Raw genomic sequence first — 14,816 nt, 5'->3', positions numbered from 1 at the left:
CCGGGCCCTGGCCGCGCCGAGCATCGCCGCACGCATGCACCGGGCGATCATCGCCGAACCCGGCCCCATGGACGGCCCCACCGCACACATCACCGGGCACAAGGGCAGGGAATCCGCACGGGGCCTGGCGCAGGCCATGACCAGACCGCGATCGACGCACGTTCCCCGGTACGCCGTGGCATTCGGCCCCATGCGACTCGGACTCCTCGCCCCCCGGCGCCGGACTGATCGGACAGGCCGAGGGCGACAACGCCTTCAGGGCCGCCGACCTCGGCAGCGACACCGCATCCGCCTACTGCGCGCGCGACGCAGACCGCATCCCCGCCGAGGACACGCCCGCGATGCTGATGATCGCCGGGTCCGCCAATGGGCGACCGCCGTCCTTGCCGATGCCCCGCCATCCGGCGCACGCAGTACCTGCCCGGAGTCGGACACCACATGTAGAGCGGCCTCGACGACAACAACGACCGAGCCGCCGCCGTCATCACCGCGTTCCTCCAGGACGAGCCGGCGCCCCTGCCGAACCACCCGACCCGCGACGAGATCCCGGCCTTTCCGCGCGACCACGAATGAAGACGCCGCACACCGCCCCCGTCACCGGCAACTGTGGGCGAGGCGACACCTCGAAGCCGCCCCGGAACAGGTGGCAGCGGCGCTGCACGGGCCCCCTCCCCGGAGGGTCCGTCAGGCAGGCTGCGAGACTTGGGTGATGAGCACAAGGCGCCGCCCTCTCGGGCAAGGACCGGTTCCCCTCCGCGAGGATCAGGAGCAGCGCGTCGCACGCGGCCGCACGGCTGCCGAGCGGGCCATCGAGGACCCGACCCCGGCCGGCCCGCCCGACGTGGAGCCCGTAACGGCCCGGCGGACACTGGGGTTCGGGTTCGGCGGCACCCGTACCTGAGGCGGATCGCCCACGCCACCCCTGCTGGTGCGGGCCGACACGGAGGAGGGGTACCCGATCGGTGTCTACGCCGCGCCCGTCCGGGAAGCCGAAGCCCTCGACCTCACCGACGACGTCCGGGCCCTGCGGTGGCTTCGCACGCGTTGGCCCCTGCAAGCGGCGGCCTTCCACCCCACCCTGCCGCTGCTGGTCCTCAGCACCGGCGCGTACGACGGCGGCTGCTTCTTCGAGGGCGAGCTCTTCCTCCTCGACCTCGCGTCGGGGGAGCGGCGGAACCTCTTCGCGGACGACTGCCGGCGGGAAGTCCGGTCCCTGGAATGGATGGACGCCCACACCCTCCGACTGCTCCTCGCGCCGTCCGACGATCGGCAGGACCGGGCCGCCTGGTCCGAAGGTCACCAGGTGGACCTCACCCTCTCCGGCTGGCGGGCCGTTCCGGCCCCCGGCCCGAACCCTTCGCGGCATCCGATCCGGACGGGCCACGACCAGGCGAGATCCGCTCCCTGACCGTCCTGCCGGACGGGGACGTCCTGCCCACCGCGGACCACGCCCTGCTGGAGCGTTGGTCGCCGGGCGGGGAGCGCCGGTGGTCGACGCCCGCCGATCCCGACCTGGGCGGTGGCCGACTCGCGGTTGTCGTCGCCGACGGGTCCTGCGCCTGGGTGAAGGCCCTCGACCCTTCGGACGGTCGGCGGGGTGTCCCTCCGGGTCGCCCTGACCGACGGGTCCGAGCTCGAACGGCACACCACCTGCGGCTCGGCCGCACTCGTCGCGACCCCCGAAGGCCCCTGCTCGTACCGATGCCCGCGGGGCACGGGGCACGGGCCTGGAGCCTGTTCCGGCACGGCCCCGACCTTGCCTGACCCTTCGGAGGTCAGCGCGCTCGGACGAAGGCTCCGATCTCGGCCACCCCAGGACGGTAGCCGTCGGACGTGTCCACGAGCAGGACGGGCGCGTCGAGGGAGATGCCGACGAACGCCTCGGGACTGTAGGCGCCGGTGGCGATGTCGGTGAGGAGCTGTCGGTCGCCGTGCGCCGCGCGGTGCCTGTCGGACCCGGCACGCTCGGTGATGCGTGCGACGACAGTCGGGGTGGGGGTGGTGCAGCGGATGACCCTGAGGGCGGCGATCTTGATGAGGGGTTCGAGGCCGGGGCGCCAGAGCCGGTCCTGGTAGGCGGCCTCGGCGACGACGGTGACGCCGGCTCGGAGGAGCACGCCGAGGGTGTCGAAGAAGGCGTGCATGGCCGGGATGTCGAGGGGGTCTGCACGGTCGGCCCGGTGGGCCGCTGCGTTCATGACCAGGCCCTGTTTGATCTCGTCGCGGATGATCGCGGGGCAGCCGATTTCACGGGCGAGGCTGTGCGCGAGGGTGGTCTTACCGGTGGCGGGCGGACCGCTTACGACCGCGAGGGTCGGCCGTGCCGGCATCCGCTGAGCTCCCGAGGTGTGTACGAGTGGGTCGGCCCTGCCTGGACGGGCGAGTGACCGGGCGGGGCTCGTGCTGAGTTGGAAGGCGATGACTCCGGGCTGTTCGGCCCAGTGTCTCGTACGCAACCGGCTGCTGCTCTGCCATGGCGGCAGCGGCCCGCCCGCCTTGCACTCACACGACACCGGCGCGTACCGGACGCCACGTGCTGGGCGGGTCTTTCCTATGCTGACGCCATGGGTCTGGATCTCACGCTGTTCATGGCCGATTGGGAGCAGCTGAGCACGATCCCCGTCGAGAAACGGCTCGAAGTGCTGGAGGACATGGCCTGGCCGTGGGAGGACGACGACTCGTACGACGCCAGGCCCGGGCGACCCTGCGGCTGGCTCTGGCCCCCGGAACCGGGGTCGGCCTGGTGCGCCGAGTACCGCTTCTTCACCACCACCGGTGCCTATGGCCCGCACCCGCGCGCGGGTGCCGCATGGGAAGATATACGGTTGCTCGTCGGCGCGTCCGTACGGGAGGCGATGGATTCCCTTCTCGACGGTCTGCTCCGGGACGTGGTTCCGGCCGATGATCTGGCCTTGGCCGCCGGCGAGAGGTTCTTCCCGCCCGCCGCCGACCACTGGCATCCGCGCGTCCTTCTCGCATGCCCGCCCGAGGCGGTATCGGGCAAGGCCCATGCCTGGGAGCGGGTGGAGCCGTGCCTGGAAGACTTGCGCGGGCCGTTCGCCGCCGAGTGCGAGGGCTGGGCGGGCCGCCCGGACTCCTTCGAGGACTTCATCGCGCTTCTGCGCGAATGGGGCGACGTGACGACAGAGGCCGCCCGCCGCGGCTGGGGCCTGGTGGGTCTGCCGTAGCCGTCGGCGAGTGGTCCCGCAACTGCTGGTCGTCACTGGGGAGCGACGCGCAGGTGCCGGATGTACCAGTCGAACCGTGTGCCGTCCTTACTGTGCGGCTGCTTGGCGGGGGTGAATCCTGCCCGCCGCGCGACGGCGGCGGATGCGGGATTCTCCGGCTCGACCTGGATCACCGCCTCCTCCCCGCCCTGACCGGCCGCGTACTGGGACGCCAGGATGACCGCGCGGGTAGCCAGGCCACGCCCCCTCCAGGACGGATAGAGGCCGTAGGCGACATTCACCTGGCCGGGAGTCAAGCCCTCCCCTGCGAACCGCAAGTCGATCGTGCCTGCGAGCGCCTCGTCGGCGCCTACCCGGATGCCGAAAGCGCGGAGTGGCCCGGCAGTGTCCCACTGTTCCCAGCAGTGCTGGAAGTATTCTTCAACACCCTCACGCGTGCCGGGGCCGCCGTTCAGCCAGCGAACCAGCAGCTCATCCTCCCCCGTGAGATGCGCCTCCACATCCTCCAGGCGCAGCGGAGACAGAGTGATGATCCCGTCGGACAGCTTCACTTCATGCATCCGCCGATTCTTGACTCCGAAGCTGCGTCGCACCATCGGATTCCGCGGGACGTCGCCCAGAGCTACTCCACCACAGGGGATGATCTTGATGTGGCTGGTGTGATCACGGCGTCGGAGCCGTCTTGGATAGCCCAGTTCACCGGGCTGTGTCCGCGGAGCCGGGAAACGCTGATGCGCGGTGGGGCCAGAAGCCCGAAGCACGGTGGCAACTGTGCGCCCTCGGACATCCAGCGACCGCCCCGCCCCAGCACGTCGGAACGTGCTGAGGCATAGGGGAATATCGCACCGGCGAGCAGGAATCGCAGATCTTATACGGGTTCTCTCACGAGCTCCTCAACAGATGCTCGTCCTTATCCGGCGCCCCAACGCCTTTGGATGGGTGGCGTGCGGGAATTTCAGGCGACTGCTACGGACCTACAGTCGCCCTCCGGTCATCCAGATCCGTGACATCGCATCGGCCAGGGCGGGGTATCGGGCGGCCTCGCAGAGCATTTCCGAGAGCACGAGCATTCCGTGAGCGGTGCTCCGCGGATCGCGGTTCTGGTGCAGCCGGATGACCGCGTCGCTCAAGGGCCGGCGCCCGAGCAGGATCCCCGAACGCCGGACGGCGGCGGCCCTCTCCAGGTCGCTGCGGCCTCCGCCGAACGGCAGGGCTTCCGTTCGGCGGAGGCCCGGCGGCGCGACGGAGTCCCGCACGTGGCGTACGTATGCTTCAGGCGGGGCCTGACCGTTCTCGAAGATGTTCCGGAAGCCGGCGATCCGGAGGCTCGTATTGCGTGGGCGGAGCTCGATGTAGAGCTCGATGAACAGGCCACGCAGCTGGACATGGAGGGGAAGATAGGGCATTTCGCCCTGCTTGCGCCCGGCTCCGCCGAAGAATCCCTGCGCATCTTGCGCCTTCGACCGGATGGTCGACGTCAGGGTTCGATACTCGTCGGCAGAGGCGAGCGCCGGGGAAAACAGCATCGGTATCAGCATGGCCGGCCTATCGAGGAAGTGGTCCGGAACTCGGACTTCCCGTGAGCAATCTGACCGCAATCGCTTGGATCCTGCTGCACTCACGCATGCACATCACCACCTTCGCCATAATCCGACGACGGGTTCATCACCCCGTCGGTGCCGGGTTCGGTCCGATGCGCTCCTTTCTAGCCGTCCGGGCAACGATCAAGAGAATTATTGGCCCCTGTTGCTAAGAAATCAGCGCGCGACCCCGGAAGCCCGGACGACCGGATGCACGACGCAACGGGGCCTGACGGAGCCCGGGTTGACGGCCGCAGGACCGCCGCGAGACGGTCCCTCGACCAGCGGCACGATCTGCGATTCGCCCCGGCGGGGCCGACCGCCGTGCGGCCCCGCCGCCTGTCCCCGACGCTCTTCAACTCCGCCGACCGGTGCCATCCGTGACAGGGCCTTGACCGGGCCGTGGAGACCTGCGCCGCTTCCCCTCGACCGAGCCGCGGCCGCTGTCGGTGCGGCAGGTGACCGCTGGGCTCACCCGACACCCCACCGCGCTGAGCGAGGACAACCGCGGTGGCCTGCAGAACCCAGACCGATTCCCCGTGCTCTGAGGGCAGCCTCCAGCCGGGCCCACTCCTCGTTCGTCAGGTCTCCCCGCCCCATGACCACGCCGACGCGCCGATGAGCCGACGCTGAACCAGTCACATGATCCACCGGGCAGGACCCGGCGGATCGCCGACGAGACAGGACGATCCAGGGTGTGCCGATGCAGCCCTTCCCGCCGCAGCAGATACCGGCGAACGAACTCCGGCCCGGCCGTCACTGGTATGCCGCAGCAGTCGCGATCGCCGTCGTACTGATCGTGCTGGGCGCGGCCATCGGCGTGTACCGGTTCTACAACGCGATCGACTCGGTGGACACCGGCCACCACTTCGCCACGGCGACACGGTCACCCTGCGGCTCGAGCCGGGGAGCGAGAAGACGATCTGGATCAGGGACCAGGAATTCGGCCCGTCGGCCGCCCCGGAGTGCAGCATCACCGGGCCGGGCGACCCCGGTCTTACCGATCCGGGAATCGACGTGTTCCTCACCCATGACGAGACCTGGAATCCGCTCTACACCATCGAGGTGCCACGAGCAGGGGACTACCAGGTCACCTGCTCGTCCCAAGCACTCTCCAAGTACGCCATCGGGGACTCCGGAGGCATTTTCGCGTTTGCGGGCTGGCTGATACTGGCCATCGCTCTTCCCATCCTCGGAATCAGCATCTGCGCCGTCATCGTCCTCGTCACCGCCGTCCGCCGCAGCCGCCATCGCAAGCGGCTGCTCGCCGAACGCCACGGCTCCGGTGGCGGCCACCCTGCGCACCCCGGTCCGGGCCCCGTTGCCGGCCCACAGTGAATGCCGCCTTGCTCCCCGCGGGAGCTTGATCCCACCACGTGGAGCACGACTTGCATCTGCCGTGACTGAGCCAAAGATCCGCCGGACAGCCCGTAGCCGAGAAGCAGCCTGCCGGTCCCTCGGCTTCAGGATCTTCGCCCGCCGGCCGGCTGCTGCCAGCCCCGTACCGTCAGCGAACCGGCGCAGCAGCACTGCCCGGAAGGCCCGACCATCCTCTTCTCGTCAGCCACCACCGACAGCCGACGGTCCCGGCCTGTACGCTCAACCACCAGAAGGGTGCTCTGACTTCTGCAGCAGATGCGGCTTAGACCGTCGCAGCCTTGCAGGTCAGCGGCACCTTTTTACTTCCCGTGCATCAGCCGCAGAGATGGACGAAGAGACAGGTGACACAGTGCTGGTGCCGTTGATGGGCATGCTGCTGCTCCTCAGTGTGGCCACGGCGGGAGCGGGCATCGTGATCGTCGTTCTCCTGCTGAAGAACCCACCCCTGCCTCTGGCCAAAACCTGTGCGGTTCTCGTGCTGATCTTCTCTTCTTCGGCAGCGGCGGTGTACTGCTACGGCTGGTTTTCCGTCACCATGGGGGGGCCGTTCCCGGAGTTGTGTGAAGACCGGAACGCCTCCGGCGCCGCATTGGCAAGCATGAAACAGGAGTACTGGCCTCTGCGCAGCGCCTGCGTCTACTCCGATGGCCCAACGGTGGAGTACGTCCCCATGTCGATCAACGTGCTCGTCTGCGTGCTCGCAAGCCTTGCCGTCGTCCTGACCGGTGCCGCCGCATTCCTGCGCCGGCGGGCCCGGCAATCTCCTGAAAGGGCCGCCGTTCACCTCGCGTGACCGTCGCGCGGCAGGGCTCTCAGGTTCGCCCGAACCTTGCCGGCTTCCCACCCTGCTGGACCGCATCGGGCCGGCCGGCACATCGGCCAGCCTCGTCCGGTCCGCACCGAAGAATCCGGGGACCGGCGAGCCAACGCCGACGACGGGGCGGCTACGGCGGCCGCCCACCGGCCTCGCCTCGACGGCCTACCGGCGTCGGTCGCGGCGATGCGCCCGTGGCTCCGCCCGCGACCGCCGTGTTCTCGCCTACGCCTCTTCCGGCACCAGGACGCCGAGCTCGACCTCCTCGAAGACGCGTGACCACCAGGAGACTTCGTCCTCGAACACACTCGGATCGCCTTGCCGGGCCCGTTCGATCACGTCTTCCACGTAGTCCTCGTAGTCGCCGTCCGCGTCGTTTCTGCAACCGAGGAGTTGACCAGCGCGCGCAGTGCTGGTCAACTCCCCTTCACAGCGGCGGATCATCCAGACTTCGCCGCTGCCGATCAGCAGCCAGTACGTGTTGACGCCGTCCTCGAACGCACCGAGGAACACCGCCCGGCCCGGCGGAAGGTCGTTGACGTCCAGCTCCCGCCCCGAGTCCCGGATGAACACGCGATTGCAGTCGGCGGGCAGCCACCCCTCACTCGTCGGGACGGCTGTGATGCCCGAGCAGGCCGAGTGCTGTCAGCACAGCGATGCAGAGCGTCATCCAGCCGATGAACGCGCCTCCGCCATACAGCACCGCACCGGCTACCGGCGCCCCGGCCTCACGCGAAAGTACCCCCGCCACCACCGCTACCAGCAGCGACGATACGAAGGACAAGAGTGCGAGAAGTACCTGAACGGGAAAAGTCAGCCTCAACGGTCGATCCCTTCACGAAGGTGATCGACCAGTCGGCGGGCAGCCTCAGCTCGACCACCGCTTGCGGATGGCCTGCTGAGGCTCTGCGACGATTAGAGACTCATCGTGCTCATTGCGTGTCGAGATGGAAGCACTGTCCCCCATCGGACACGTCGCCAGTGCTTGTGGCTCTCGAATGAGCAACACGGAGCCTAGCGGCAGTCGTTGAAGATCGCCAGGATTCAAGCCCGGAAGGTGGGCGGGCTCCCGGGCCGTGGCCATGAGGTTCGACAAGCGCGGTTGCGTCTTCCACGGCACCGTCGCCTCGATCCGACTCTGGCTCCGCCCGTGATCTCCGCCGGATCTAGTCGCCGGTCTGGCCGTCGAGCATCTCGCGCAGGATGTCCAGGTGGCCGTTGTGGCGGGCCGTCTCCTCGGTGAGGTGAAGGAGGATCCAGCGCAGGTCGACATGGAGACCGTCGCGGACGGCTCCCTTGGCCTGGGTGTCCAGGCTGTTCCCGGCGACCAGTTCGCGGTAGCGGGCGCTCTGTTCGGCGTATTCGTCGAGCAACTGCGTGAGCGGGAAGTCAACGGCGATACGCATCTCGCGGTCGGGGTCCTCATCGGTCCAGGGGCCCCGGTCTTCCTCGCCGAGGAAGACCACCTGGAACCAGTAGTACTCGACCCAGCGGAGGTGGTTGATCAATCCGCTCATGGTCATCAGCGGTGAGCCCGGCAGGAGCGCCTTGCGGGCGTTCTCCGCGGAGACGCCATCGCACTTGGCGCGGGCGGTGTCACGTGCGTAGTCGAGAAACGTGGTGAGCTGGGTGCGCTCGTCCCACGCGGGAGGCGTGTCGTCGATTCTGGTCATCGCGCGAAGCGTCCCCGATCACGCGACCGATGTCGAAGTATTTTCGACGGGCCCAACCTGTTCCACCTAGCTCCTTCATGATCCACCGGACGGGCCCCAGCGCTCCCTGGCCGGGCGGAGGACCCGGCGTACGGCGCCGCGCAACCACTGGTGGGCGCCGTCTGCGCTGTGACGCGGGTGCCAGGCCATGCCGATCGTCAGGGGTGGCAGCGGCAGCGGGATGTCCAGCAGGCGCAGCCCCATCGCGTGTGCCGCATCGCTGAGTGGGGAGGGGGGCTCGCCCGGCAGCGCGGTCGGTACCAGGCAGACCACATTGCCCGTAGCGGCCAGCGCCATCGCCGCCAGATGTCCGGGCAGAACGGCGCTGACCTGCCGGCTGAGTCCTTGCTCGGCGAGGGCCGAGTCCAGCGGGCCGGTGAAGCGGCCCCGGCGGCTGACCGCCACGTGTTCGGCCGCGGCCAGCCTCGCGGGGGTCAGGGTTCCCTCGGCGAGCGGGTGTCCGGCCCTGACGCCGGCCGACAACCGCAGCGTGACCAGCTCTTCGACCCGGGTCTCCGGGTCGACGTGGTCGATGGCCCCGATCTCCAGGTCGACCCGGCCCTCGCGCAGCGCGGGGCCCTCCTCCCACTCCTCGGCCAGCACCCGAAGCGATACGCCCGGCGCCCGGCGCCGGGCCAGCCCGAGCAGACCCGGCGCCAGCGCGGCGCCGACCAGGTCCGAGGCCTGGACGGTGAAGGTGCGCCGCAGGGTGGCGGGGTCGATCCCGCCGCTCGGGGCGAGCAGTGCCTCCAACTGCCGCACCACCGCGGCGGCCTCGTCCCGCAGCGCCTCGGCACGGGGTGTGGGCACCATCGCCTGCCCTGCCCGTACCAGCAGCGGATCCTGGAGCACCCGGCGCAGCCGGGCCAGGGTGCGGCTCATCGCCGCGGGGGAGGTGCGCAGCCGTGCGGCGGCACGGGTGACGCTCTGCTCGGTCAGCAAGGCGTCGAGGGCGACGGCGAGATTGGCGTCGAGGTTCGGAACTGGGCTGCTGCTCACCGGCATTATTCCGTTTCGGGCAATGATTGGATGCTGAAGTTCCCATTGTGGCAATGCGACTGGCGTTTGCACGATGAGGGGGTCTTATCGATCCGACACAGACCCCGAGGTTTTCATGATCGTCATTACCGCCCCCACCGGGAACATCGGCCGCCGGCTGCTGTCCCTGCTGGTCGAGGCCGCGCCCGCACACGGAGAGAAGTTGCGCGTCGTGGTCCGTGATCCCGCCCGGATCCCCGATGCCGTGCGCGCAGGGGTCGAGGTGGTCACCGGCTCGCACGGCGACCCCGCGACCGTCGAGCGCGCCTTCACCGGGGCCGACGCCGTCTTCTGGCTGGTTCCGCCGGACGCCTCGCTCACGCCCGAGGAGGCGTACAGCGGCTTCACCCGGCCGGCCGCGCGGGCGTTCGCCGCCCACGGCGTCGGCCGTGTCGTCGGCGTCTCGGCGCTCGGCCGCGGCACCCCCCAGGCGGGCCGGGCCGGTCTCGTCACCGCCTCCCTGGCCATGGACGACCTGATCGCCGATTCCGGGGTCGCCTACCGCGCCCTGGCCAATCCGTCCTTCTTCGAGAACCTGCTGGAGGAGGCCGACTCGATCCGCGAGAACGGCGTCTTCACCGACACCGTCGCCGCGGACCGTCCGGCCCCTCTGGTGGCCGTCGCCGACATCGCCGCGACGGCGGCGGGACTGCTGCTGGACCGCTCCTGGACCGGCGTCGGCAGTGTGCCGGTGCTCGGCCCGCAGGACCTGTCGCCCAATGACATGGCCCGCATCATGAGCGAGGAACTGGGCCGTCCGGTCCGCTACGAGCGCGAGTCGCTCGACCAAATGCGGTCCACGATGCTCGCCTACGGCCTCAACGAGGCGTTCGTCGAGGGCATGGTCGACATGAAGCGCGCCAAGGACCTGGGCCTCGACTCGGGCATCGCGCGCTCGCCACAGGCGGGCCCGGCCACCGGCTTCGCCCAGTGGTGCGCGCAGACCCTCAAGCCCGCCGTCCTCGCCACATCGGAGGCAGTCGATGCCCACTGACCGAACCGAGCCGCCGGTCACCGCGTTCATGCTGGTCAAGACCACGCCCGAGTGGCTGGCGATGACCGTGGCCGAACGCGTCCATGCCTTCACCACCCAGGTCGTTCCGGTGATCGAGGCCCGTACCCACGGCGTCCGCTCCCGCTTCTACGACACGGAGTTCTACTCGGCGCGCGTGACCGACATCTGGGTCTGGGAGGCGGACGACCACGACGCCTACCGGCTGCTGATCGACGCGCTGCGCGAAACCCCCTTCTGGGACCGCTACTTCGACGTCGTGGACCTGCTCGTCGGTATCGAGAACGGCTACGCCCGCACCTACGGCCTGCAGCCGGTGGCCACCCTCGCCACCTGACGCACTGCCGCGGCCCGCCGGCGCCGCCGCCCTGCGGGGGCGCGGGCGGGGAGAGGACCCGAGTCCACACGCCGGCCGCCGTGTTGTTTCAGCGAGCGAATTTCGCGATGGCGGCCGGCGTGACGGGGGTGAAGAAGTTGACGAGGTTGCCGTCGGGGTCGCGGAACAGGAGCGAGCGGTTGCCCCAGGGCATCGTGGTGGGCTCGTCGACGAAGTCGTCCACGAAGCCGCTCAGGTTCTTGTACACGCTGTCCACGTCGTCGACGAGGAATTCGAGGATGACGCCGTGATGGCCGGCCGAGTGGGCCGAGTGGGCCGGGCGGGCGGAGCCGGGCGCAAACAGGGGGACCGTGCGGGTGCTGCCGATCGCGAGGGTGGCCGAGGCGGTCCTGAGCTCGGCGAAGTCTTCGTTGGCCCAGGTGGCGGACGCCTCGGTGGCGCGCTCGTAGAAGCCGACGAGGCGGGCGACGTCGCTCGTGATGATGCGGATGGAGACGAAGTCCATGGGTGTTCTCCTCTGTCCGGTCGGTGCTTGTGACCGCACGCTACGACCTATACCGGGCGGAACCCGCCCGGTATGTGCGGGAGACTTCTGGGCATGCCCCGCCCCCTGGCCCGCGTCCTCACCTTGCTGGAGCTCCTGCAGTCGGGTGGCATCCGTACCGTTCCCGAACTCGCCGACCGGCTGAACGTCGACGAACGCACCGTTCGGCGCTACGCACAGCAGCTCGTCGACCTCGACGTGCCCGTCGAGTCGGTACGCGGCCGCTACGGCGGCTACCGGCTCGCCCCCGGATACCGCATGCCTCCGCTCATGCTGAGCGACGACGAAGCGCTCGCCGTGCTGCTCGGCCTGGTCGCCGGCCGGCGATCGGACCTGACGACGGCCACGGACACGGCGAGCGAGACGGCGGCGGCCAAGATCCGGCGCGTGCTGCCCGAGCGGCTGCGCCGCAGGCTCGACGCCGTACTCGGCTCGCTCGCCTTCACGGATCCGCCAGGAAGGGCGGCTGCAGCCCCGGATCCTGCGGTCCTGCTCCCGATGGCCGATGCGGTGCACCACCACCGGCCGGTCTCGGTCCGGTACACCGCGGGCGACGGCCGGCGCAGCGAGCGCATCCTGCATCCGTACGGGCTCGTCGCCCACTCGGGCAGGTGGTACGTAACGGCGGCGGATCCCTCGGCGGGCGAGCACCGGACCTTCAGACTGGATCGCATCACCGGTGTGAGGACCCTGCCCGGATCGTTCGAACCGCCCGTCGGGATCGATCCGGCCGAGCGCGTCCTGACAGCGCTCGCCACGGTTCCCTACCGGCACGAAGTGACCCTGCGCGTCCAGGCAACCGCCGAACAGATCCACACCCGGCTTCCCGCCGGCGTCGCGATCGTGACCGCATTGCCGTCGCCGGACAGCACGGGCCCGGGAGCCGAAGGCTGGTGCCGTGTCGAACTGCGCGTGGACCGGCTCGACTGGCTGCCCGCCGTACTCGCCTCGCTGGACCGGCCCTTCGTCATCGAACGCCCGCATGAGCTCCACGGCCTCGTCGAAGCCTTCGCCGAACGGCTCGCGGACTTCGCGCGGCGGCCCGCCTCACCCACAAGCGATCGGTAACCCGGAGTCCGCCCCGGCCTCAAGGCGTGGTGGCAGCGCATGGTGATCTTGACTACCGGGCCCGGACGCAGTCCGGCTGTATCCCGCCTCATCTGGTCTCCCGGCTCCTCGAACTCGGCCATGCCGACGAGGTGGAGTTCCGGGCCGGCCAGGGGGAGGGTTCTGCGCGAAGGAGTGGGCGCGGTCGGCCCGCGAACGGGGCCGGAAGGCCGAGGCGTTGGAGACACCCGCCCGCAAGCCTTGTCCGATGCCACTGGAGGCAGCGAGGACCGGATCCTCCACCCGCTCTGCTCCCTGTACGCCGACCAGGGCCGCCCACACAGCGGCCTGGCCTACCTCGACGCCCGCCGGTGCCCCGGGTCCCGCCGGGACGGCCTGTTGACGGATGCTCAAAGAGCCTGGTGGGAGGGGGTTTCCCAGGGGTTTCCCGTTGCCCGTTGCGGTGGGCGACCCGCGCCTCCTCGACAGGGATGGGTGGCGGGGCACAGTCTCGGAGTGCCCGGCGGACGGCCGGTCCGTGCTCCGTATGACGAGCACCAAGCGAACACCACCACGAACACGACGACCCGCAGGACACCACGTGGCGGGGACAGGGGGACCGGACATGGCGATGCGGAGAACGGCGGTGGCGGCGGTGGCGGTGCTCAACCTCCTGGCCACATGGGGAGGGGCCCACGGCGCCACGGCGGCTGCGGCACCGAAGACCGCGGAGACGGCGGAGACGGCGCAGACGGCGCAGGCGTGCGGCGTGCTCGCCCCAGGGGCCTCCGCGGCGGCCGAGAAGGCCGTAGGAGCGGCGTGCGAACAGATCGGCGTCTGGTACACCTGGGGCGGCGGCCACGGCCAACAGCCGGGGCCGACGTACGGTCAGGTCGACCCGAGCGACCCGGACAGCGCACACGACCCGGAGCGGCTGGGCTTCGACTGCTCTGGGACTGGTCCGGTACGCCTACCACCGTGCGGCCGGCGGTGACCCGCTCCCCGGCAACGCCTACCACCAGTTCCACTCACCGCAGGTGCAACAGCGCTTCACAGCCGCCGCGGGAACCGCGCCGCTGCTCCCGGGGGACCTCCTGGCCTGGGGTTCAGGGGGCTCCATCCACCACATCGCGATCTACCTGGGTGCCGGGAAGATGGTCGAGGCCCGGGAATCGGGCACCCGGATCACCGTCAGCGACGTACGGCTGGGCGGGGACTACGCGGGAGCGGTCCGCATCGCGCCGGCCACGGCACCCGGCACGTTCAGCACCTGGGGCACGGACGTGTGGACCCACAAGGAACCGTCCACCGGCAGCCCGCGGGTACACCGGTTCCCCAGCCCGACCACCGTGCGCATCGAGTGTCAGAAGCACGCCCAACCGGTGACGGCGGAGGGCTACACCAACGACGCCTGGTCCTACCTGCCCGAGTACGGGTCGTGGATCACCAACATCTACATCAAGGGCGCCGCCTGGCTGGACGGCGTACCCACCTGCCCCTGAGCACCGCCCGCACGACCGATCACGCAGCACCGATCACGCAGCACCGATCACGCTCCACCGATCACGCACGACCGATCACGCACCACCATCACCCGGCTCCCGAGGGAGCCCTTCCGAGGAGGAAGCATGTACGCAGGCAGGAAGATCGCCCTGGGCTTCGCCACCGTCGCCCTGGCGGGCGGCATGGCCACCGTGACCGGCCCCGCCCAGGCGACGCCCCCCACCGGGAAGAGCGCGGCCGCCGAATGCGGCGTGCGCGCCGACGGCAAACTGTGGTGCGGCAACCGGGTCGGCGCCAAGGGCTACGAGCACCGCCGCTACAACTCCGCGGTGCGGGGGCCGCTGAACACGAGCCCCAGCTGGTTCCAGTGCTGGGGCCGCGGTGACCAGCACGCCGGCGGCAACAACGTCTGGTACTGGACCCAGCTGGACAACGGCCAGTGGGGCAACGTCGCGGCCGTGGACGTCCACACCTCCGTCGACCCCGCCCCGGGCCTGCGCGAGTGCTGACACCTTGAGGGCCGTGCCGTCACCTCCCCGCCAGGAGGCGGCGGCACGCGGACGGGGGGGAAAGAACAAACCCACGCCCCCCCTCCCCCCCCCTCCGGAACCCACAAAGCCCCCCCCACCCCCCCCCCCACCCCCCACCAAGTGGGCTATTT

Annotated in this window: 19 protein-coding genes; 11 read left to right on the top strand and 8 right to left on the bottom strand. The window is 70.0% G+C overall.

Annotated features, from left to right (window positions below; genetic code table 11):
- The first annotated feature begins 709 nt into the window (after positions 1-709).
- Both ACZ4YL_RS31905 and ACZ4YL_RS31900 read left to right on the top strand, forming a co-directional pair.
- Positions 710-901 (top strand): hypothetical protein, encoded by a 192-nt coding sequence (locus ACZ4YL_RS31905; RefSeq protein ID WP_468121372.1) that lies wholly within the window; start codon positions 710-712, stop codon positions 899-901.
- A 27-nt stretch (positions 902-928) separates the two neighbouring features.
- Positions 929-1,408: a hypothetical protein gene (locus ACZ4YL_RS31900; RefSeq protein WP_468121288.1), complete on the top strand. Its 480-nt coding sequence runs from the start codon at positions 929-931 to the stop codon at positions 1,406-1,408.
- A gap of 367 nt (positions 1,409-1,775) precedes the next feature.
- Here the strand turns inward: ACZ4YL_RS31900 and ACZ4YL_RS31895 are convergent, their stop codons facing one another.
- Positions 1,776-2,330 carry a P-loop nucleotide/nucleoside kinase family protein gene (locus ACZ4YL_RS31895; RefSeq protein WP_468121287.1) on the bottom strand — a complete coding sequence of 185 codons (555 nt, stop codon included), beginning with the start codon at positions 2,328-2,330 and terminating at the stop codon, positions 1,776-1,778.
- A 234-nt stretch (positions 2,331-2,564) separates the two neighbouring features.
- Here ACZ4YL_RS31895 and ACZ4YL_RS31890 point away from each other — a divergent pair, with 234 nt between their 5' ends.
- Positions 2,565-3,188 (top strand): hypothetical protein, encoded by a 624-nt coding sequence (locus ACZ4YL_RS31890; RefSeq protein WP_468121286.1) that lies wholly within the window; start codon positions 2,565-2,567, stop codon positions 3,186-3,188.
- Between the two features lie 32 nt (positions 3,189-3,220).
- On the opposite strand, the gene ACZ4YL_RS31885 is transcribed toward ACZ4YL_RS31890, so the two are convergent.
- Both ACZ4YL_RS31885 and ACZ4YL_RS31880 read right to left on the bottom strand, forming a co-directional pair.
- Positions 3,221-3,748 (bottom strand): GNAT family N-acetyltransferase, encoded by a 528-nt coding sequence (locus ACZ4YL_RS31885; RefSeq protein WP_468121285.1) that lies wholly within the window; start codon positions 3,746-3,748, stop codon positions 3,221-3,223.
- A gap of 414 nt (positions 3,749-4,162) precedes the next feature.
- Positions 4,163-4,714, bottom strand: a complete 552-nt coding sequence (locus ACZ4YL_RS31880) for a ribosome-inactivating family protein (RefSeq protein ID WP_468121284.1) — start codon at positions 4,712-4,714, stop codon at positions 4,163-4,165.
- A 1,071-nt stretch (positions 4,715-5,785) separates the two neighbouring features.
- On the opposite strand from ACZ4YL_RS31880, the gene ACZ4YL_RS31875 reads away from it, so the two are divergent.
- A complete protein-coding gene (locus ACZ4YL_RS31875) occupies positions 5,786-6,106 on the top strand; it encodes a hypothetical protein (RefSeq protein WP_468121283.1) in 321 nt (106 codons plus the stop codon).
- A 367-nt stretch (positions 6,107-6,473) separates the two neighbouring features.
- Positions 6,474-6,941, top strand: a complete 468-nt coding sequence (locus ACZ4YL_RS31870; protein ID WP_468121282.1) for a hypothetical protein — start codon at positions 6,474-6,476, stop codon at positions 6,939-6,941.
- A gap of 246 nt (positions 6,942-7,187) precedes the next feature.
- Here ACZ4YL_RS31870 and ACZ4YL_RS31865 read toward each other — a convergent pair whose 3' ends face one another.
- The 4 genes from ACZ4YL_RS31865 to ACZ4YL_RS31850 all read right to left on the bottom strand — a co-directional run bounded on the left by ACZ4YL_RS31865 (position 7,188) and on the right by ACZ4YL_RS31850 (position 9,679).
- Positions 7,188-7,535: an SUKH-4 family immunity protein gene (locus ACZ4YL_RS31865; RefSeq protein WP_468121281.1), complete on the bottom strand. Its 348-nt coding sequence runs from the start codon at positions 7,533-7,535 to the stop codon at positions 7,188-7,190.
- Positions 7,536-7,563: 28 nt separating this feature from the next.
- The gene (locus tag ACZ4YL_RS31860) at positions 7,564-7,785 is read right to left on the bottom strand and encodes a hypothetical protein (protein WP_468121280.1); all 222 of its coding nucleotides are present in this window, start codon (positions 7,783-7,785) and stop codon (positions 7,564-7,566) included.
- Between the two features lie 343 nt (positions 7,786-8,128).
- A complete protein-coding gene (locus tag ACZ4YL_RS31855; RefSeq protein ID WP_468121279.1) occupies positions 8,129-8,635 on the bottom strand; it encodes a DinB family protein in 507 nt (168 codons plus the stop codon).
- 75 nt (positions 8,636-8,710) lie between these two features.
- Complete coding sequence (locus ACZ4YL_RS31850; protein ID WP_468121278.1) at positions 8,711-9,679, bottom strand: LysR family transcriptional regulator; 969 nt, start codon at positions 9,677-9,679, stop codon at positions 8,711-8,713.
- 109 nt (positions 9,680-9,788) lie between these two features.
- Between ACZ4YL_RS31850 and ACZ4YL_RS31845 the strand changes: the two genes are divergently transcribed.
- Positions 9,789-10,706 (top strand): NAD(P)H-binding protein, encoded by a 918-nt coding sequence (locus ACZ4YL_RS31845; RefSeq protein WP_468121277.1) that lies wholly within the window; start codon positions 9,789-9,791, stop codon positions 10,704-10,706.
- Entirely contained in the window at positions 10,696-11,061 is a 366-nt protein-coding gene (locus ACZ4YL_RS31840) for a darcynin family protein (RefSeq protein WP_468121276.1), read from the top strand. The genes ACZ4YL_RS31845 and ACZ4YL_RS31840 overlap by 11 nt, the downstream gene beginning before the upstream one ends.
- Before the next feature lie 88 nt (positions 11,062-11,149).
- Here ACZ4YL_RS31840 and ACZ4YL_RS31835 read toward each other — a convergent pair whose 3' ends face one another.
- A complete protein-coding gene (locus ACZ4YL_RS31835) occupies positions 11,150-11,566 on the bottom strand; it encodes a VOC family protein (protein WP_468121275.1) in 417 nt (138 codons plus the stop codon).
- 93 nt (positions 11,567-11,659) lie between these two features.
- On the opposite strand from ACZ4YL_RS31835, the gene ACZ4YL_RS31830 reads away from it, so the two are divergent.
- The 4 genes from ACZ4YL_RS31830 to ACZ4YL_RS31815 all read left to right on the top strand — a co-directional run bounded on the left by ACZ4YL_RS31830 (position 11,660) and on the right by ACZ4YL_RS31815 (position 14,664).
- Positions 11,660-12,673, top strand: a complete 1,014-nt coding sequence (locus ACZ4YL_RS31830) for a helix-turn-helix transcriptional regulator (protein WP_468121274.1) — start codon at positions 11,660-11,662, stop codon at positions 12,671-12,673.
- 604 nt (positions 12,674-13,277) lie between these two features.
- Positions 13,278-13,646: a hypothetical protein gene (locus ACZ4YL_RS31825; protein WP_468121273.1), complete on the top strand. Its 369-nt coding sequence runs from the start codon at positions 13,278-13,280 to the stop codon at positions 13,644-13,646.
- Positions 13,603-14,154 carry an NlpC/P60 family protein gene (locus tag ACZ4YL_RS31820; protein ID WP_468121368.1) on the top strand — a complete coding sequence of 184 codons (552 nt, stop codon included), beginning with the start codon at positions 13,603-13,605 and terminating at the stop codon, positions 14,152-14,154. Before ACZ4YL_RS31825 ends, ACZ4YL_RS31820 begins: the two co-directional genes overlap by 44 nt.
- A 126-nt stretch (positions 14,155-14,280) precedes the next feature.
- Entirely contained in the window at positions 14,281-14,664 is a 384-nt protein-coding gene (locus tag ACZ4YL_RS31815) for a hypothetical protein (RefSeq protein WP_468121272.1), read from the top strand.
- The last annotated feature ends 152 nt before the right edge of the window (positions 14,665-14,816 follow it).

The organism is Streptomyces sp. NPDC030021 (genome assembly GCF_055574035.1).
This window is presented reverse-complemented; position numbering and strand designations above follow the sequence as displayed.

What these genes read in the sequence shown, in the direction of transcription:
- ACZ4YL_RS31880 (WP_468121284.1), bottom strand. Translation starts at nt 4,714, where the DNA reads ATGCTGTTTTCCCCGGCGCTCGCCTCTGCCGACGAGTATCGAACCCTG.
- ACZ4YL_RS31890 (WP_468121286.1), top strand. Translation starts at nt 2,565, where the DNA reads ATGGGTCTGGATCTCACGCTGTTCATGGCCGATTGGGAGCAGCTGAGC.
- ACZ4YL_RS31885 (WP_468121285.1), bottom strand. Translation starts at nt 3,748, where the DNA reads ATGCATGAAGTGAAGCTGTCCGACGGGATCATCACTCTGTCTCCGCTG.
- ACZ4YL_RS31835 (WP_468121275.1), bottom strand. Translation starts at nt 11,566, where the DNA reads ATGGACTTCGTCTCCATCCGCATCATCACGAGCGACGTCGCCCGCCTC.
- ACZ4YL_RS31855 (WP_468121279.1), bottom strand. Translation starts at nt 8,635, where the DNA reads ATGACCAGAATCGACGACACGCCTCCCGCGTGGGACGAGCGCACCCAG.
- ACZ4YL_RS31870 (WP_468121282.1), top strand. Translation starts at nt 6,474, where the DNA reads ATGGACGAAGAGACAGGTGACACAGTGCTGGTGCCGTTGATGGGCATG.
- ACZ4YL_RS31905 (WP_468121372.1), top strand. Translation starts at nt 710, where the DNA reads ATGAGCACAAGGCGCCGCCCTCTCGGGCAAGGACCGGTTCCCCTCCGC.
- ACZ4YL_RS31895 (WP_468121287.1), bottom strand. Translation starts at nt 2,330, where the DNA reads ATGCCGGCACGGCCGACCCTCGCGGTCGTAAGCGGTCCGCCCGCCACC.
- ACZ4YL_RS31845 (WP_468121277.1), top strand. Translation starts at nt 9,789, where the DNA reads ATGATCGTCATTACCGCCCCCACCGGGAACATCGGCCGCCGGCTGCTG.
- ACZ4YL_RS31850 (WP_468121278.1), bottom strand. Translation starts at nt 9,679, where the DNA reads ATGCCGGTGAGCAGCAGCCCAGTTCCGAACCTCGACGCCAATCTCGCC.
- ACZ4YL_RS31815 (WP_468121272.1), top strand. Translation starts at nt 14,281, where the DNA reads ATGTACGCAGGCAGGAAGATCGCCCTGGGCTTCGCCACCGTCGCCCTG.
- ACZ4YL_RS31840 (WP_468121276.1), top strand. Translation starts at nt 10,696, where the DNA reads ATGCCCACTGACCGAACCGAGCCGCCGGTCACCGCGTTCATGCTGGTC.
- ACZ4YL_RS31830 (WP_468121274.1), top strand. Translation starts at nt 11,660, where the DNA reads ATGCCCCGCCCCCTGGCCCGCGTCCTCACCTTGCTGGAGCTCCTGCAG.
- ACZ4YL_RS31825 (WP_468121273.1), top strand. Translation starts at nt 13,278, where the DNA reads ATGGCGATGCGGAGAACGGCGGTGGCGGCGGTGGCGGTGCTCAACCTC.